This is a genomic window from Bacillus sp. FJAT-27231 (assembly GCF_001183975.1).
Taxonomy (GTDB): domain Bacteria; phylum Bacillota; class Bacilli; order Bacillales; family Domibacillaceae; genus Pseudobacillus; species Pseudobacillus wudalianchiensis.
This window is the reverse complement of the sequence record NZ_LFZU01000001.1, coordinates 2,582,718-2,598,790: the sequence shown is the minus strand read 5'-3', so window position 1 is coordinate 2,598,790 and position 16,073 is coordinate 2,582,718. Positions and strand designations below refer to the sequence as shown.

The 16,073-nt window shown below is 42.1% G+C and carries 17 protein-coding genes; all 17 read left to right on the top strand.

Annotated features, from left to right (window positions below; translation table 11 throughout):
- The first annotated feature begins 18 nt into the window (after nucleotides 1-18).
- The 17 genes from spoIVA (at nucleotide 19) to AC623_RS12330 (ending at nucleotide 16,058) form a co-directional block, all read left to right on the top strand.
- Complete coding sequence (spoIVA, locus tag AC623_RS12410; protein WP_049662911.1) at nucleotides 19-1,497, top strand: stage IV sporulation protein A; 1,479 nt, start codon at nucleotides 19-21, stop codon at nucleotides 1,495-1,497.
- A 268-nt stretch (nucleotides 1,498-1,765) separates the two neighbouring features.
- Entirely contained in the window at nucleotides 1,766-2,038 is a 273-nt protein-coding gene (locus tag AC623_RS12405) for an HU family DNA-binding protein (RefSeq protein WP_041096968.1), read from the top strand.
- Between the two features lie 288 nt (nucleotides 2,039-2,326).
- The gene (gene folE, locus AC623_RS12400) at nucleotides 2,327-2,893 is read left to right on the top strand and encodes a GTP cyclohydrolase I FolE (protein ID WP_049662908.1); all 567 of its coding nucleotides are present in this window, start codon (nucleotides 2,327-2,329) and stop codon (nucleotides 2,891-2,893) included.
- Nucleotides 2,894-2,914: 21 nt separating this feature from the next.
- Complete coding sequence (gene mtrB / locus AC623_RS12395; RefSeq protein ID WP_049662906.1) at nucleotides 2,915-3,142, top strand: trp RNA-binding attenuation protein MtrB; 228 nt, start codon at nucleotides 2,915-2,917, stop codon at nucleotides 3,140-3,142.
- A 12-nt stretch (nucleotides 3,143-3,154) separates the two neighbouring features.
- The gene (locus AC623_RS12390; RefSeq protein ID WP_049662905.1) at nucleotides 3,155-3,955 is read left to right on the top strand and encodes a heptaprenyl diphosphate synthase component 1; all 801 of its coding nucleotides are present in this window, start codon (nucleotides 3,155-3,157) and stop codon (nucleotides 3,953-3,955) included.
- A gap of 3 nt (nucleotides 3,956-3,958) precedes the next feature.
- Complete coding sequence (locus AC623_RS12385) at nucleotides 3,959-4,666, top strand: demethylmenaquinone methyltransferase (RefSeq protein WP_049662903.1); 708 nt, start codon at nucleotides 3,959-3,961, stop codon at nucleotides 4,664-4,666.
- An 18-nt stretch (nucleotides 4,667-4,684) separates the two neighbouring features.
- A complete protein-coding gene (hepT, locus tag AC623_RS12380; protein WP_049662902.1) occupies nucleotides 4,685-5,647 on the top strand; it encodes a heptaprenyl diphosphate synthase component II in 963 nt (320 codons plus the stop codon).
- A gap of 94 nt (nucleotides 5,648-5,741) precedes the next feature.
- A complete protein-coding gene (gene ndk, locus AC623_RS12375) occupies nucleotides 5,742-6,188 on the top strand; it encodes a nucleoside-diphosphate kinase (RefSeq protein WP_049662901.1) in 447 nt (148 codons plus the stop codon).
- 554 nt (nucleotides 6,189-6,742) lie between these two features.
- Nucleotides 6,743-7,516: a CheR family methyltransferase gene (locus AC623_RS12370; RefSeq protein ID WP_049662899.1), complete on the top strand. Its 774-nt coding sequence runs from the start codon at nucleotides 6,743-6,745 to the stop codon at nucleotides 7,514-7,516.
- A 204-nt stretch (nucleotides 7,517-7,720) separates the two neighbouring features.
- The gene (gene aroC / locus AC623_RS12365) at nucleotides 7,721-8,893 is read left to right on the top strand and encodes a chorismate synthase (protein WP_049662898.1); all 1,173 of its coding nucleotides are present in this window, start codon (nucleotides 7,721-7,723) and stop codon (nucleotides 8,891-8,893) included.
- A gap of 2 nt (nucleotides 8,894-8,895) precedes the next feature.
- On the top strand, nucleotides 8,896-9,987 hold the full coding sequence (aroB, locus tag AC623_RS12360; RefSeq protein WP_049662897.1) for a 3-dehydroquinate synthase: 1,092 nt from the start codon (nucleotides 8,896-8,898) through the stop codon (nucleotides 9,985-9,987).
- A complete protein-coding gene (aroH, locus tag AC623_RS12355; protein WP_049662896.1) occupies nucleotides 9,984-10,373 on the top strand; it encodes a chorismate mutase in 390 nt (129 codons plus the stop codon). Before aroB ends, aroH begins: the two co-directional genes overlap by 4 nt.
- 24 nt (nucleotides 10,374-10,397) lie before the next feature.
- Nucleotides 10,398-11,498, top strand: coding sequence for a histidinol-phosphate transaminase (gene hisC, locus AC623_RS12350; protein WP_049666589.1), 1,101 nt, complete (start codon nucleotides 10,398-10,400; stop codon nucleotides 11,496-11,498).
- A gap of 11 nt (nucleotides 11,499-11,509) precedes the next feature.
- Nucleotides 11,510-12,613, top strand: coding sequence for a prephenate dehydrogenase (locus AC623_RS12345; RefSeq protein ID WP_049662895.1), 1,104 nt, complete (start codon nucleotides 11,510-11,512; stop codon nucleotides 12,611-12,613).
- 11 nt (nucleotides 12,614-12,624) lie between these two features.
- Nucleotides 12,625-13,914 carry a 3-phosphoshikimate 1-carboxyvinyltransferase gene (gene aroA, locus AC623_RS12340; RefSeq protein WP_049662892.1) on the top strand — a complete coding sequence of 430 codons (1,290 nt, stop codon included), beginning with the start codon at nucleotides 12,625-12,627 and terminating at the stop codon, nucleotides 13,912-13,914.
- A 308-nt stretch (nucleotides 13,915-14,222) separates the two neighbouring features.
- Nucleotides 14,223-15,482 (top strand): tetratricopeptide repeat protein, encoded by a 1,260-nt coding sequence (locus AC623_RS12335; protein WP_049662889.1) that lies wholly within the window; start codon nucleotides 14,223-14,225, stop codon nucleotides 15,480-15,482.
- A gap of 36 nt (nucleotides 15,483-15,518) precedes the next feature.
- Nucleotides 15,519-16,058 (top strand): ReoY family proteolytic degradation factor, encoded by a 540-nt coding sequence (locus AC623_RS12330; protein WP_049662887.1) that lies wholly within the window; start codon nucleotides 15,519-15,521, stop codon nucleotides 16,056-16,058.
- The last annotated feature ends 15 nt before the right edge of the window (nucleotides 16,059-16,073 follow it).

Genomic DNA, 16,073 nt, shown 5'->3' with positions numbered 1-16,073 from the left:
AAGTCGGGAGGGAATTTCTTGGAAAAAGCAGATATTTTTAAAGATATAGCTGAACGGACAGGTGGAGATATCTATTTAGGAGTAGTTGGGGCGGTCCGTACGGGGAAATCCACGTTCATTAAAAAATTTATGGAACTGCTTGTTCTTCCTAATATAGACAATGAAGCGGAAAAAGCGAGAGCGCTTGATGAACTGCCACAAAGCGCGGCAGGCAAACAAATCATGACGACAGAGCCTAAATTCGTGCCCAATCAGGCAATTTCTATAAATGTGGATGAAGGACTTTCGGTAAATGTACGGCTTGTTGACTGTGTAGGATATGTGATTGAGGGAGCGAAAGGATATGAAGATGAGAACGGCCCTCGGATGATTCATACTCCTTGGTTTGAAGAGCCGATTCCTTTTCATGAAGCAGCCGAAATCGGCACGAGAAAAGTAATTCAAGAGCATTCAACAATTGGCGTATTAATTACAACAGATGGGACCGTCGGAGAAATTCCAAGAGCGAACTATTTGGAAGCGGAAGAGCGTCTCGTTGAAGAATTAAAAGAAGTAGGCAAACCATTTATTATGATTGTGAATTCTGCTCGCCCTCATCATGCAGAGACAGAAAGCCTGCGTGAAAGTTTAGTAGAGAAATATGATATCCCAGTTGTAGCAATGTCGGTTGAGAGCATGAGGGAAACTGATGTAATGAGTGTGCTGCGCGAGGCCTTGTTTGAGTTTCCAGTACATGAGGTGAATGTGAACCTGCCTGGGTGGGTAATGGTACTAAAGGAAAACCATTGGCTGCGTGGCCATTACCAAGAAGCGATAAAAGAAACGGTCCAGGATATTAAGCGTCTTAGAGATGTAGACCGAGTCATTGGACAATTTGATCAGTATGAATTTATTGAAAGTGCTGGACTTGCAGGCATGGACATGGGGCAAGGTGTAGCAGAAATTGATTTATATGCTCCAGATGAGTTATACGACCGGGTATTAAAAGAAATTGTAGGAGTAGAGGTTCGTGGAAAAGATCATTTGCTCGAATTAATGCAGGAATTTGCCACCGCTAAAACAGAGTATGATCAAATTGCTGACGCTCTGCGTATGGTAAAACAGACGGGGTATGGTGTAGCAGCTCCTTCACTTACGGATATGAGCCTTGATGAACCAGAAATCATCAGGCAAGGGTCGCGCTTCGGAGTAAGATTGAAAGCAGTGGCTCCTTCTATTCATATGATTAAAGTGGATGTAGAATCGGAATTTGCGCCAATCATAGGAACGGAAAAGCAAAGTGAGGAGCTCGTTCGCTACTTAATGCAAGACTTTGAGGATGATCCGCTATCGATCTGGAACTCTGACATATTTGGCCGGAATTTAAGCTCGATCGTACGGGAAGGGATTCAGGGCAAGCTCTCACTTATGCCGGAGAATGCGCGATATAAGCTAAAAGAAACATTAGAGAGAATTATAAATGAAGGCTCAGGAGGCATGATTGCCATTATTTTGTAAGTATTTGTTCGCAGACTTCCTTTAACGGCAGGGGAGTCTTTTTTGTTTTTTGCCCCAAAGCTAGAAAGAATGAGAATTATTAAGGGATTCTGCTTGATATGGCATTTCTTATGTGATAATCTTTTAACAGAATTAATGTGTAAAAACATTGATTTAAAAGCTTTTTTTCGTTTTAATGTATAAAAAATGAAAAATTGGCTTAGGAATGAAAGTAATGGTACAAGATACACACTTTCGTTGAAACCCCCTTTGGGAGGAGGTGAATGGCATGAACAAAACAGATTTAATTAATCAAGTTGCAGAAACAGCAGAATTATCTAAAAAAGATGCTACTAAAGCGGTTGAGGCCGTCTTTGATGCCATCCAAAACTCATTAGCAAGCGGAGACAAAGTCCAATTGATTGGTTTCGGAAACTTTGAAGTACGCGAGCGTTCTGCACGTAAAGGGCGCAACCCGCAAACTGGAGCAGAAATCGAGATTGCAGCGAGCAAAGTACCTGCATTTAAACCAGGAAAAGCTTTGAAAGATGCAGTTAAATAATTACATAGCCTAACGGCTACAGGGAGAGGCCTTCATGGTCTCTCTTTTTTGTTCCATCTATTTGTACTCATATAAAACAAAGTGTTCACTTTCTTATTTAGGTGAATGAATTCCATTACTTTTTTCTAGTGAACTACAAAAAAGACAGGGGTGACTGTCCTCAGGCATTATTGGATAGGGAAAAACAATTGCCTGTCCAGACAGAACAGGCGCTTCCGCTTTTTGAATAGTTATGCTACTATTTAGTGAGTGTTTTAATTTTACGATTGATAGAGAGGATTGTAGAGGATGGCTGAAGTGAATCGTGCTCAAATTGAAGAAGCAGTTCGGATGATCTTAGAGGCAGTCGGAGAGGATCCTAACCGTGAAGGGCTGCTAGATACACCTAAGCGGGTAGCTAAAATGTACGAGGAAATTTTCTCCGGTTTAAATAAAGATCCAAAAGAATATTTTGAAACTATTTTTGGGGAGGATTATGAAGAGCTTGTATTAGTAAAAGACATTCCTTTTTACTCTTTGTGCGAGCATCATCTTGTTCCCTTTTTCGGACATGCTCATGTAGCGTATCTTCCTAAGAACGGAAAAGTTACAGGGCTTAGCAAATTGGCAAGAGCAGTAGAAACGGTAGCAAGACGCCCGCAGCTCCAGGAACGTATCACGGCTGAAGTAGCTGATGCCATTATGGAGAAGCTGCAGCCACATGGTGTAATGGTCGTAATAGAGGCGGAGCATATGTGCATGGCTATGCGTGGAGTGAAGAAGCCGGGAGCGAAAACAGTCACAACAGCGGCACGCGGAAAGTATGCCAATGACGTACACTTACGCTCAGAGCTGTTGAATTTGATTAAAGGCTGATAGAAAAGAGGTTGAGGTCAAATGAAGAATAATCAGGCCGACTTTATTATGATCCGAGCGATAGAAGACGGAGTGAATGTGATTGGTTTAACAAGAGGATCAGACACTCGCTTTCATCATTCGGAAAAGCTGGATAAAGGAGAAGTCATGATTGCTCAGTTTACAGAGCATACTTCGGCCATTAAAGTTCGCGGCCGCGCAAAAATTATTACAAGTTTCGGTGAAGTGGAAAGCGGAAATGAATCGTAAGGGGTAGACGAGATGAATGAATGGCTTGAAAGAAAAATAATGATTAAACAAGAAGTGCAACGGAGGCTTTCTTATCCATATTTAAAGAAATTTATTGAAAAGCCAGAAGTTGACGAGCTTCGCTTGCTCACTTTAATGCTGCCTTTCACTATGGATCAATTGTCGTCAGACGAGACAGTAAAATATATTACAACAGCCAGCTTAATTCAGATCGCTCTTGATACCCACGAAAAAGTAATAACTTCATCGGATGAAATTGCAATAGATCAACAGCTAACCGTACTCGCCGGTGATTATTTCAGCGGCTTGTACTATCAGATTTTAGCGGAATTAAAAGACATTCGAATGATCCGTGCTCTTTCAGATGCTGTTAAAAGTATTAATGAGAATAAGATTATCCTTTATCAGCAAGAACACACCTCTATGGAATCCTTAATGGAAAGTGTGTGTAAAATTGAGACGGAAATTGTCGAACGCTTTTACACTGTCTTTCGCGTTCAGTCTTTTTTTCCGCTCGTTTCTCGGTTATTGTTTGCTAAACGGCTATTACGGGAAAAACAGCGCTTTATAACAGAAGGACAGGCTTTAACAGCTAAAGCGATCGAAAGCTTGATCTTTCCGCAAAAAACAAGTCCACTTTCACTTGAGAATCAACAAGCTATTGTGCAGGTTTATGATGACTATATCAATCAAGTTAAAGAAGAGGCGGAACGAGCTTTAGATGAACAATGGCCTGCTAATTCGGAGGAGCAATTATACGGATTGCTGTATAATACGGTCTTCGGAAACAAAACATATGCGGAAGAAGGTTAATGAATGCAACAATCGAAAGAAGAAAAAGTTCATGGCGTGTTTGAGAAGATTTCCTCTAATTACGATCAAATGAATTCCTTAATCAGCTTTCAGCAGCATAAGCGGTGGAGAAATAACACGATGAAGAAAATGAACGTCCAGAAAAAGGAGACAGCCCTTGATGTATGCTGTGGAACAGGGGACTGGACGATCGCCCTCGCTCAAGCTGTTGGGCCAGAGGGACGTGTAGTCGGACTCGATTTTAGTCAAAATATGTTGAGTGTTGGCAAAAGGAAGATAGAAGAATTCGGTTTAGACCAAGTAGAAATGATTCAGGGGAATGCAATGGAGCTTCCGTTTGAGGACAATACGTTTGATTATGTGACGATTGGATTTGGTCTTCGCAATGTACCGGATTATATGCAGGTACTTCGCGAGATGCACCGCGTTCTTAAGCCGGGCGGGATGGCTGTGTGCCTGGAAACTTCCCAGCCGACCATGCTCGGTTTCCGGCAGCTGTATTTCTTTTACTTTCGTTTTATTATGCCGCTGTTTGGAAAGTTATTCGCAAAGAGCTATAAAGAATATTCCTGGCTTCAGGAATCTGCCCGTGATTTTCCCGGAATGAAAGAGTTAAAGCAAATGTTTGAACAGGCAGGGCTTATCAATGTCAGTTATATGCCACATACAGGCGGCGTAGCGGCAACCCATATTGGTTTTAAACAAAAGTAAATAAGCTGGGTGGAAAAAATGAAGTTAACTATGCTATATTCGTTCCTAAAAGCGGATATTGATTTAATAGAAAAAGAATTAGAGATGGCGATTTCTTCTTCCTCTCCTTCATTGCGGGATGCATCGCTTCATTTGCTGCAGGCAGGAGGAAAACGGATTCGACCAGTTTTTGTGCTGCTTGCTGCCAAATTTGGTGACTATAATATAGAACGGGTTAAAAACATAGCGGTGGCTCTTGAATTAATTCATATGGCTTCACTAGTACATGATGATGTGATTGATAATGCAGAGCTCCGGCGAGGGCAGCCGACAGTAAAAGCTGAGTGGGATAATCGAGTAGCTATGTATACGGGCGACTATATTTTCGCAAGAGCCTTAGAATACATGACAGAAATTGAAGATATCGAAGCGCACCGGATTTTGTCGAACACAATGGTCGAATTATGCGTTGGGGAAATCAATCAAATCAAGGATAAGTATCGTTTTGACCAAAATTTGCGGGATTACTTACGGAGAATTAAGCGTAAGACCGCTATATTAATTGCAGCAAGCTGCCAAATAGGTGCCATTTCTGCCAATGTCCCGAAAGCTGTTCATGAAAAGCTGTTTCAATTTGGCTACAATGTTGGAATGGCTTTTCAGATTACAGACGACATACTGGATCTAACTGCGACAGAAGAGGAGCTGGGCAAGCCGGCCGGAAGCGATCTTTGGCAAGGGAATGTGACGCTTCCGGTTCTGTATGCACTAGAAGATGAGCAGTTGCAAGCAAGAATTGTTCGGGTTAATAAGCATACAGTAAAATCAGATATAGATGATATTATTCATTGTATCAAGCAGAGTGATGCTATCGACCGCTCACATGCGTTAAGTCAGCGCTATTTAAACCGAGCTTTGACTATACTGGATGATCTGCCCTCCAATCGGACGAAAAAATCACTTCGGGATATTGCCAGATTCATCGGCAAGCGAAAATATTAGTTTTTTAGCGGAAATGTTGTCAACTGGCCCAATCAATGGTACTATTTTTAAGGATTGTTATTAAAAAACGATACATATTATAGGAGTGAATACAATGGAAAAAACATATTTAATGGTAAAACCTGATGGTGTTCAAAGAGGCTTAATTGGCGAAATCGTAGCTCGCTTTGAAAAGAAAGGTTTTCAATTAGTAGGCGCAAAATTAATGAGCGTTTCTAAAGAAACAGCTGAACAGCATTATGCAGAGCATAAAGAGCGTCCTTTCTTCGGTGAGTTAGTAGACTTCATTACTTCTAGCCCTGTATTTGCTATGGTTTGGGAAGGTGAAAATGTGATTGCTACAGCTCGTCAAATGATGGGATCTACAAACCCTAAAGATGCAGCACCTGGAACAATCCGCGGCGATTTCGGCGTAACAGTCGGCAAAAATATCATTCACGGTTCTGATTCTCCAGAAAGTGCAGAAAGAGAAATCTCTATCTTCTTTAAAGAAGAGGAATTAACCACTTACAACAAACAAATCAACGAGTGGATTTACTAATAAAAGCGGAAGGCGCTTGCTCAGCGCAATAGGAGGTTTGAAGAATTTTTGTGGGAGTCGTTCTTTGACTCCCCAGAAATTCTGAAACCGCCGTATGCGCTAGCGCCTGCAGCTGGACATTAATTAAAGTGGAAACGGCCGTTTATCGGCGACAAGCATAAGACAAGCCGTCTGGAAGGTTGCTCTTTGACCTTCGGGCGGCTTGTCTTATGACCTCCAGTGGAAGGCGCTTGCCTAGCGTGGTAGAATAGTGGAAGAATTTTAGCCGGAGTCGTTCTTTGACCCCTCGAAAATTCCGAAGCACTGTCCAAACGTTTTTTAAAATGAAATTATATAAAAAGAAAAGGCAGAAATATTGTTAGATCAACATTTCAGCCTTTTCTTTTTTATTTATTTTTGGACGGATCACCTCTCTTGAGGCAGCCTCTTTTTTATTGTTCTTTAATTTTCCAAAAAATAATCTCCTTTCCCCCCTGCTCTTCGTTATAATAGGAACTATAGAACGGTAATAAATACCTATCGATGGTTGTCCAAGTGAGAAAGGGGAAGGACATATGAATGATTATGAAAATTTTATAGCAAATATTAAACGAAAAACAGGCATCGACCTTGGAAAATATAAAGAAGCCCAAATGAAAAGACGTTTAACCTCATTATATGAAAAGAAAGGCTGCTCTTCTTTTAAAGAATTTTTTGAGTTGATGAGTAAAGACCCTAACCTTCTTAATGAGTTTTTAGATAGAATGACGATTAATGTATCTGAATTTTACCGAAACGCTAAGAGGTGGGAAGTACTGGAGAAAAAAATTTTTCCTCGGCTGCTTTCAGAAAATAAGAAATTAAAAATATGGAGTGCAGCTTGTTCAACAGGGGAAGAACCGTACACCACAGCAATGGTTCTCTCCAATTATTTGCCGCTATCACAAATTTCGATTCTGGCGACAGATTTAGATTCCAATGCTCTTCAGAAAGCGAAGAGGGCAGTATACCCTGAACGTTCACTCGCAGAGGTTCCCGCTGATAAAAAACAAAAGTTTTTCACGAAACAAGGGGATTTTTATACGGTAAGTGAAGAGGTTAAGCGAACGGTCACATTTAAGAAGCAGGATTTGCTGGCAGATCGCTTTGATTCGGGTTTTGACCTCATTATTTGTCGGAATGTGATGATTTATTTTACTGAGGAAGCAAAGGACCAATTGTATAAGAAATTTAGTGCAGCATTGAGGAAAGGCGGAGTGTTGTTCGTCGGCAGCACAGAGCAAATCTTCAATCCGGGGGATTATCATTTTGAGGCAGAAGATACATTTTTCTACCAAAAAGTTAAATAAAGAGGGAGAGAGAATGTAAGGCTTTTCATAGAAAGGCCTTTTTCTTTATGGACATTAATATTTCGAAAAATGTAAAGAATTATGACAAATGTGCCTGTAATTGTGGTAAAATTCTCAAAAACATACTTAAGAATTGAATCACAATGAAAAAAATATGTTATAGTAGTACATAACCGCTTTAACGAGTTGAAGGGAGAAAGTATTATGAGATATTTAACAGCAGGAGAATCGCATGGACCACAATTAACAACCATTATTGAAGGGCTGCCAGCCGGAATGCCGCTTACAGCCGAAGCTATAAACAAAGAGCTCAGCCGTAGACAAAAAGGGCACGGCAGAGGCCGCAGAATGCAAATCGAAAAGGATCAGGCACAAATTAAGAGCGGTGTCCGCCATGGTTACACACTTGGATCACCTGTTGCTCTCGTCGTTGAAAATAACGATTGGAAGCATTGGACAAAAATTATGGGCAGTGAGCCGTTTGATGAAGCAGATGGGGAAGAGATGAAGCGGCAGATTACCCGTCCGCGTCCGGGGCACGCTGATTTAAATGGCGGCTTAAAATACGGTCATCGTGATATGAGAAACGTACTGGAGCGCTCTTCTGCCCGCGAAACAACTGTACGGGTAGCAGCTGGCGCTGTTGCAAAACAGTTATTGAAACTTTTAGGCATCGAAATTGCTTCTCACGTCATTGAAATTGGCGGCATTAAAGCCGAGCATGTAGAATTTGAGAGTTTAGCACAATTACAAGAGTTAAGTGAAAATTCACCGGTTCGCTGTCTGGACCAAGAGGCTGAGAAAAAAATGATGCAGGCCATCGATGATGCAAAAGCAAACGGTGATTCAATTGGCGGTGTTGTTGAAGTGATCGCCGAAGGTATGCCAGCAGGAGTAGGGAGCTACGTTCACTGGGACAGAAAGTTAGATGCTAAAATTGCAGCAGCCGTTATGAGCATAAACGCTTTTAAAGGGGTAGAAATCGGAATTGGTTTCGAAGCCGCAGAGCGATTTGGCAGTGAAGTGCACGATGAAATTGCTTGGAGTGAAGAAAGAGGATATTATCGGAAAACGAATCGTCTAGGCGGTTTCGAAGGTGGAATGACAACAGGCATGCCGGTAGTTGTTCGTGGGGTGATGAAGCCGATTCCTACACTATACAAACCGCTTGAAAGTGTTGATATTGATACGAAAGAGCCATTCACTGCAAGTATTGAACGTTCAGACAGCTGTGCGGTACCTGCAGCAGCGGTTGTGGCTGAAGCGGTTGTAGCTTGGGAGCTTGCTTCCGCTATTGTTGACCAATTTTATAGCGACCGAATGGATACGTTAGCAGCGTCGCTAGAAGAATTCCGGCGCTATGCAAAGGAGTTCTAATCATGAGAGAGTTAACGATTGAAACACCAGATCAATCTTACCCTGTCTACGTTGGAGAAGGCGCGCTAAGCAAATTGACTGAGTTATTTGCCGGTCCTTTAAAGGGGACGACTAAACTTCTTGTCATCGCTGATGAGCTTGTTGCCTCATTACATAGTGAGGCATTGCAGCAGGCTCTTCCGCCTCAGCTCTCATGTGAGTGGCTGACAGTGCCGAATGGCGAGGCAGCTAAAACCTTCTCTTCCTTTGAGAACTGTTTAACGTTTGCCCTTGAAAAAGGGCTTGATCGCAAATCTTGTATCCTAGCATTCGGCGGCGGGGCTACTGGTGACTTGGCTGGATACGTAGCAGCAAGTTATATGCGGGGAATTTCATTCATCCAAATTCCGACGACTATTTTGGCCCACGATAGTGCGGTAGGCGGAAAAACGGCTATTAATCATCCGCTCGGCAAAAATATGATTGGCCATTTTCATCAGCCAGCAGCCGTTGTGTTTGATACTCGCTTTCTTCAAACATTGCCTGAGCAGCAAGTTCGTTCTGGTTTTGCGGAAGTGATCAAGCACGCCTTAATTGCTGATCCAGCTTTTTTAGCTGAGTTAAAGGCTAATGTTAAGAGCTTTAAAGACTTGTCTGCTGATTTTCTCGCTTATTGTCTTGAAAAAGGCATCCAAATTAAAGGGGAGATTGTCGGAAAGGATGTAAAAGAGCAGGGAGTCAGGGCCTATTTAAATTTTGGCCATACTTATGGTCATGCGCTTGAAGCAAAGCTTGGCTACGGCCGGATTACACATGGAGAAGCTGTAGCAGCAGGAATGGTGTTTGCGCTTCATGTCAGTGAAAGAAAAGTAGGCTTGTCATTCGATTTAAAAGAATTTATCGTTTGGCTTAAAGAGCTAGGCTATCCGTTAGATTTGAATAGCGGATTGTCGTTTGAAGAACTATACACATTAATGGCAAGAGATAAAAAGACGATCGGTGAGACTATTCGTTTTGTATTATTGCAGGAAGTAGGGCGACCGGTTATGAAAGAAATGAGCCGGCAGGAACTAGAAGAGGCCGATCGATTTATGAGAGAGGAGGCTGCCGTGTGATCAGGGGAATCAGGGGAGCAACGACGGTAAAAGAAAATAATGAAAAAGAAATGATCGATTGTACGGAAGTGCTTTTGAAAGAAATGGTTCAACAAAATAATTTGCAGCCTGAGGATGTTTGCTCGGTTTTTATTTCCGTAACGAATGATATTGATGCGGCTTTTCCTGCGAGAGCTTTAAGGAGACTATCCGGGTGGGAGTATGTACCGGTAATGTGCATGAATGAGATCCCGGTACCCGGCAGTTTAGCGCAATGCATTAGGGTTATGATGCATGTGAATACTAAAGCGGCGCAGCAAGAAGTTAAACATATTTATTTAGAAGAAGCTGTAAAGCTGCGGCCCGATCTGCAACATTCAAGCCAATGCGGTCAGCTGAGCAAGTAACCAAAAGAAGGGATTGTGATGAAGATGAAATGGAAACAACAAATTAATGGTCTGAAAGCCTATCAGCCTGGACGTTCAATTGAAGATGTAAAAAAAGAATACGGTCTTGAGAAAATCGTTAAGCTTGCATCAAATGAAAATCCTTTCGGTTCATCCAATAAAGCGAAAGAATGGGTACAATCGTATGATTCCTCCTACGCCCTTTATCCGGATGGTTATACAACTGTTCTGCGCTCTGCTCTTAGTGAATTTCTTGGTGTAGATGAAAAGCAGCTTATTTTTGGCAATGGTTCTGATGAGTTAATTTTAATTATTTCTAGAGCTCTGCTTGAGCCAGGAAAAAATACGGTGATGGCAACACCTACTTTCCCGCAATACCGACACAATGCAACAGTGGAAGGAGCAGAAATTCGCGAGGTTCCACTTGTGAACGGCGCTCACGATCTAGATGCCATGCTTGAAGCCATTGACGAACAGACAGCGGTTGTCTGGCTGTGCAGTCCGAACAATCCAACGGGGATTTATATTAACAATGAGCAGCTCATTCAATTTTTAGATAAAGTACCAACTGATGTTCTCGTTGTTCTCGATGAAGCCTACTATGAATACGTAACAGCGGATGATTATTATAATGCTTTAGAGATTGCGAAAAATTATTCAAACGTCATTGTTTTAAGAACATTCTCCAAAATCTATGGACTCGCTAGCTTCCGTGTTGGCTATGGGTTTGGTTCTGAAGAAATCATTCGTGCTTTAGAGCCAGTGCGTGAACCATTTAATATTAATACACTTGGAGGAGGTGCGGCTTTAGCTGCCCTTGCGGATCAAGAGTTTGTGAATAAGTGTAAAGAAGAGAATAAAAAGGGACTCGAACAGTTCTACCAATTCTGTCAAAAAGAAGATCTAGACTATTATCCATCGGAAGGAAATTTCATTTTAATCGATTTTAAATGTGACAGCGATCAGCTGTTTGAGTATTTAATGAAAAAAGGCTATATCGTCCGCTCAGGAAACGCTCTTGGCTGCCCAGGCGCGGTCCGGGTAACCGTTGGATCACACGATCAAAATGAAGGAGTTATTCAAGCTATGAAGAGTTTCATAGTAGAAAACGCGATTAGACAGTAGGTGCTTGTGGAATGAGAGGAACTGTATTAGTTGCCGGAATGGGATTAATTGGCGGATCACTGGCGAAAGCGATCAAGGCAGCCCATCCCCAGGCAGAAATAATCGGATACGACATTCGCGAAGATGAAGTAGGTCTTGCGGAAGCGTTAAATATCATTGACAAAAAAGCAGAATCGTTTCAGCAAGGGGCTGAACAAGCCGATCTAATCGTTTTAGCTGTACCTGTTTTACAGACAGAAAAGCTAATTAACGAGCTGGCTGAATTTACTTTAAAAGAAGAGGTTATTATTACAGACACAGGCAGTACGAAAAAACGAATTATGTCCTGTGCGGCTATCTTGGAGGATCGTCAGATCACGTTTATTGGTGGTCATCCGATGGCTGGATCTCACAAAAGCGGAGTGGCAGCTGCCAAAGAACTTCTGTTTGAAAATGCCTTTTATTTGTTAACCCCGGGGGAAGGGGCTAATGAAAAGCAAATAGCCGTCCTGAAAAAATGGCTGCAAGGAACAAAAGCTAAAATAATAGAAATCTCTGCTGACGACCATGATCGCCTGACAGGTGTCGTCAGCCATTTTCCTCATGTGATCGCGGCTTCTCTTGTTCACCAAGCTCGCAAATACAATAATAGTAATTCTCTCATTTCTCGTCTTGCGGCTGGTGGATTTCGTGACTTGACGAGAATCGCTTCATCTAATCCTGAAATGTGGAAGGATATTTCCTTACATAACAAAGACGTATTGCTGACACTTTTGCATGATTGGAAAATAGAGATGGAGAGAGTAATAGAAATTTTGGAAGAAGAGAGTGCGCCTCTTCTATTTGATTATTTTAATGAAGCGAAAGAATTTAGAGATGATCTTCCTGCTAAAGCGATGGGGGCGATTCCTTCATTCTATGATTTATACGTCGATGTACCGGATTATCCAGGCGTAATATCGGAAGTTACGGCCTATTTAGCAGAAGAAAGAATCAGCATTACCAACATTAGAATTATGGAAACGCGAGAAGATGTGTACGGAGTGCTTGTGATTAGCTTTCAAAATGAAAGAGATCGGAAACGGGCACAGCAATGTATAGAAAAGCAAACAAACTATGACTTATTTTTAGCCTAAAGGGTGATTCGATGAAGGAAATGGAGTTAGAACTAACAAATTCCCCGCTGAATGGGCGAATAGAAGTACCAGGAGATAAATCAATTTCCCACCGCTCGGTTATGTTCGGTGCCTTAGCAGAAGGTAAAACAACGATCCGACATTTTTTGAAGGGTGAGGATTGTTTGCGGACGATTGATTGTTTTCGCAAGCTAGGGGTTAGCATCGAAGAAACCGATGAAGAAATTATTGTGTACGGAAAGGGCTGGGAAGGATTAAGTGAGCCAACCGAAATTCTTGATGCCGGCAATTCAGGTACAACGACGAGACTTTTGTTAGGGATTCTCGCTGGAAGACCATTCCACACTGTATTAATTGGCGACGAATCTATTGCCAAGCGGCCAATGGATCGGGTAGTCGTGCCGCTGACAAGCATGGGGGCAAAAATTAACGGAAGAAGCAGCGGCCGGTTTACTCCGCTTGCCGTTAATGGTTCTAAACTTCATGCCATTCAATATGAATTGCCGGTAGCCAGCGCTCAAGTAAAGTCCGCTATCTTATTTGCTGCTCTTCAGGCAGAGGGAGAGACGGTTATTACGGAGCCGCAGCTAACCCGTGATCACACAGAAAAAATGATCAAGCAGTTCGGCGGGGATATTACTAGACGAGGCAATGAAATCGTCGTACAAGGCGGCCAATCGTTTACAGGCACGAATGTATATGTACCGGGAGACATTTCTTCAGCGGCCTTTTTTCTCGTTGCCGGCGCTATGGTGCCTGGCAGTGAAATCGTCCTTGAAAACGTGGGCTTGAACCCGACAAGAAGGGGAATTATCGATGTTCTCATTCAAATGGGTGCAGATATTCAGGTTGAAGCGAGTGACACGATTGGAGAAGAGATAGGGACGATTACGATTCGTACATCCCAATTAAATGGCATTGAAATTGGCGGCGATTTGATTCCAAAGCTGATTGATGAAATTCCGATCATTGCGTTACTTGCTACCCAAGCAGATGGAAAGACCGTCATCAAAGATGCGGAAGAATTAAAAGTAAAAGAAACGAATCGCATTGATACAGTTGTAAATGAATTGAAAAAGCTCGGAGCGGAAATTGAGGCAACCGAGGACGGTATGATTGTATATGGCAAGAGCCCGCTGACTGGAGCGCGTGTCTCATCACATGGAGATCATCGGATCGGTATGATGCTCGCGGTTGCGTCTCTTGTGGCTAACGGAACGATTACGCTCGAAAACCCTGAGTCTATCGCCGTTTCCTACCCTTCTTTTTTTGAAGATATGAAACAGCTGACTCAAAAATAATCAACCAAAGATACTGATTTATAAAAGCGATACGTATAGATAAAAAGGAGCTGATTTCATCGGCTCCTTTTTTTACATGAGGAAGGAAAATGCTCTTTCCTGGAGAATGTATTAATTATTACAGATAAAAAAGTTGCTGTCGGGCTTTTCTTTCACTATGATAACAATATTACAAGGTGTTGATAAGGAATGTGATGAACACCGTCAGGCTGATTGGCAATACACGAAGATCCTCTGCGTGCGGCGGATAAGTGTATACGAGCAGCCTGGGTAGCAGCAAACTGTTTTTCAGAAAGGATTCGAAGAAAATGTCTTATGCACAGCAAATGCTCGAAAGTTTGGAAAGAGGGGAAAATGAAAAGGCGCTTTCCCTATTTAAAAAAGTTCAGTCGTTTTCCTCGGACGAAGAAAGGTTTGCCCTGGCTGAACAACTGTATGGTCTAGGTTTTCTCGAAGAAGCGCGAGAGCTGTATGAAAAGCTTCTTGAAGCCTTTCCAGAAGAAGGAGAATTGCTTGTCCTTCTAGCTGAAGTGCTCGTTGATATGGATAAAGAAGAAGAGGCCATGCTTCTTCTTGAGCAGCTGGATCAAACGGATGAAAATTACCCAAGGGCGCTCTTGCTCCTCGCAGATCTCTACCAAATGCAGGGGTTGTATGAAGTGAGCGAGCAAAAGCTGCAAGCTGCAAATGAATTGTTACCTGATGAACCTGTCATTCAATTTGCGCTCGCTGAATTTTACTCAGAGCAGGGAAGGTTTCTGGAAGCGATCCGCCTTTATAAACAGTTACTCGCGGGCGGTCAGCAAGAGATAGCTGGTATTTCTATTGACCAGCGCTTAGCCGAATCATTAAGCGCAGGCGGCGCGTTTGAAGAAAGTCTGGAACATTATGAAAAGGCGCTTGATCAGCACTTAGAGATTAACACGCTGTTCGGTTATGCTTTTACTGCATTTCAGGCTGGTTTTTATCAAACGGCGATCGCTAAATTTGAAGAGTTAAAAGCACTCGATCCGGACTATCATTCTATTTATCTGTATTTAGCAAAAGCTTACGAGCACGAGGAGGAGTTAGAAAAAGGGCTAGAGGCAGCTAAAGAGGGAATTCGTCATGATGAATTTCATAAAGAGCTTCATCTTATTGCCGGCAAACTTAGCTTGAAATTAGGCCGTGAAGAGGAGGCTGAGCACTATTTGCGTTCCGCCCTCGTATTAGACCCTGAGTTCTCGGAAGCCGCTCTTACCTTGAATAAGCTGCTTTTTCATCAAGAGCGCTACGAAGATGTGCTTGAGATTACAGAGCTGCTAAAAAAGGATGGGGAAGCAGACCCGCAATTTTTATGGGATGAGGCAAAAGCCCTCAATGAATTGGAAGAGTATAGTCAGGCATTAACTGCATATGAAGAAGCATATAATTTCTTTAAAAGTCATGCCCACTTTCTAGAAGAGTATGGATATTTCTTAATGGAAGAAGGAAAGCGTAAAGAAGCCCTGCAAATATTCCGTCAACTGCTGCAGGATGATCCGGCAAATGAAGAGTGGCTGCTGCTCATTGAGCGGCTTTCAGAGTAATTAAATGACTATCTTTACAGAGGAGGGATTTACAAAATGGCTGCCCCTGTATCTGTTCATGAGAAAAAAGATTTTATCCGCTGGTTTTTAAATCACTATCAATTGAAAAGAAGAGAATCCGTTTGGATTTTAAATTACTTAATGAGCCATGACCAACTGATGGAAAAGGTACATTTTGTAGAGGATGCCCAATATTGTCCGCGCGGAATGATTATGTCTACTCATTGTGTAGACAGCGCTCCATTTCGTTTTTTTAAAGAAAACGTGATGACAACTGATGCCGAAAAGTCATTCCACGATATTCGGCTAAACAAAGAAGAGGACATTTATATTGAGTTAAAGTTCAAGTCTTCGAATGTTTCTCATCAGTATGCGGCTGTTATGGAAGAGAATCCATTCATGCCAAGGAATTTAAGAATTACAGAAAAGGATAAAGCACTCGCTGAAAACTTTCTAAAAGAAGGAATTTATCGTTTTCAGAAGGAGCGATTGCTCAAAGACATTGATAAGGCGCTTGATCATGGAGACAAAGCAGCATTCTTAAAGCTGACTGATCAATTGAATGCGTTGAAATAGTCTTTTGCCACAGGC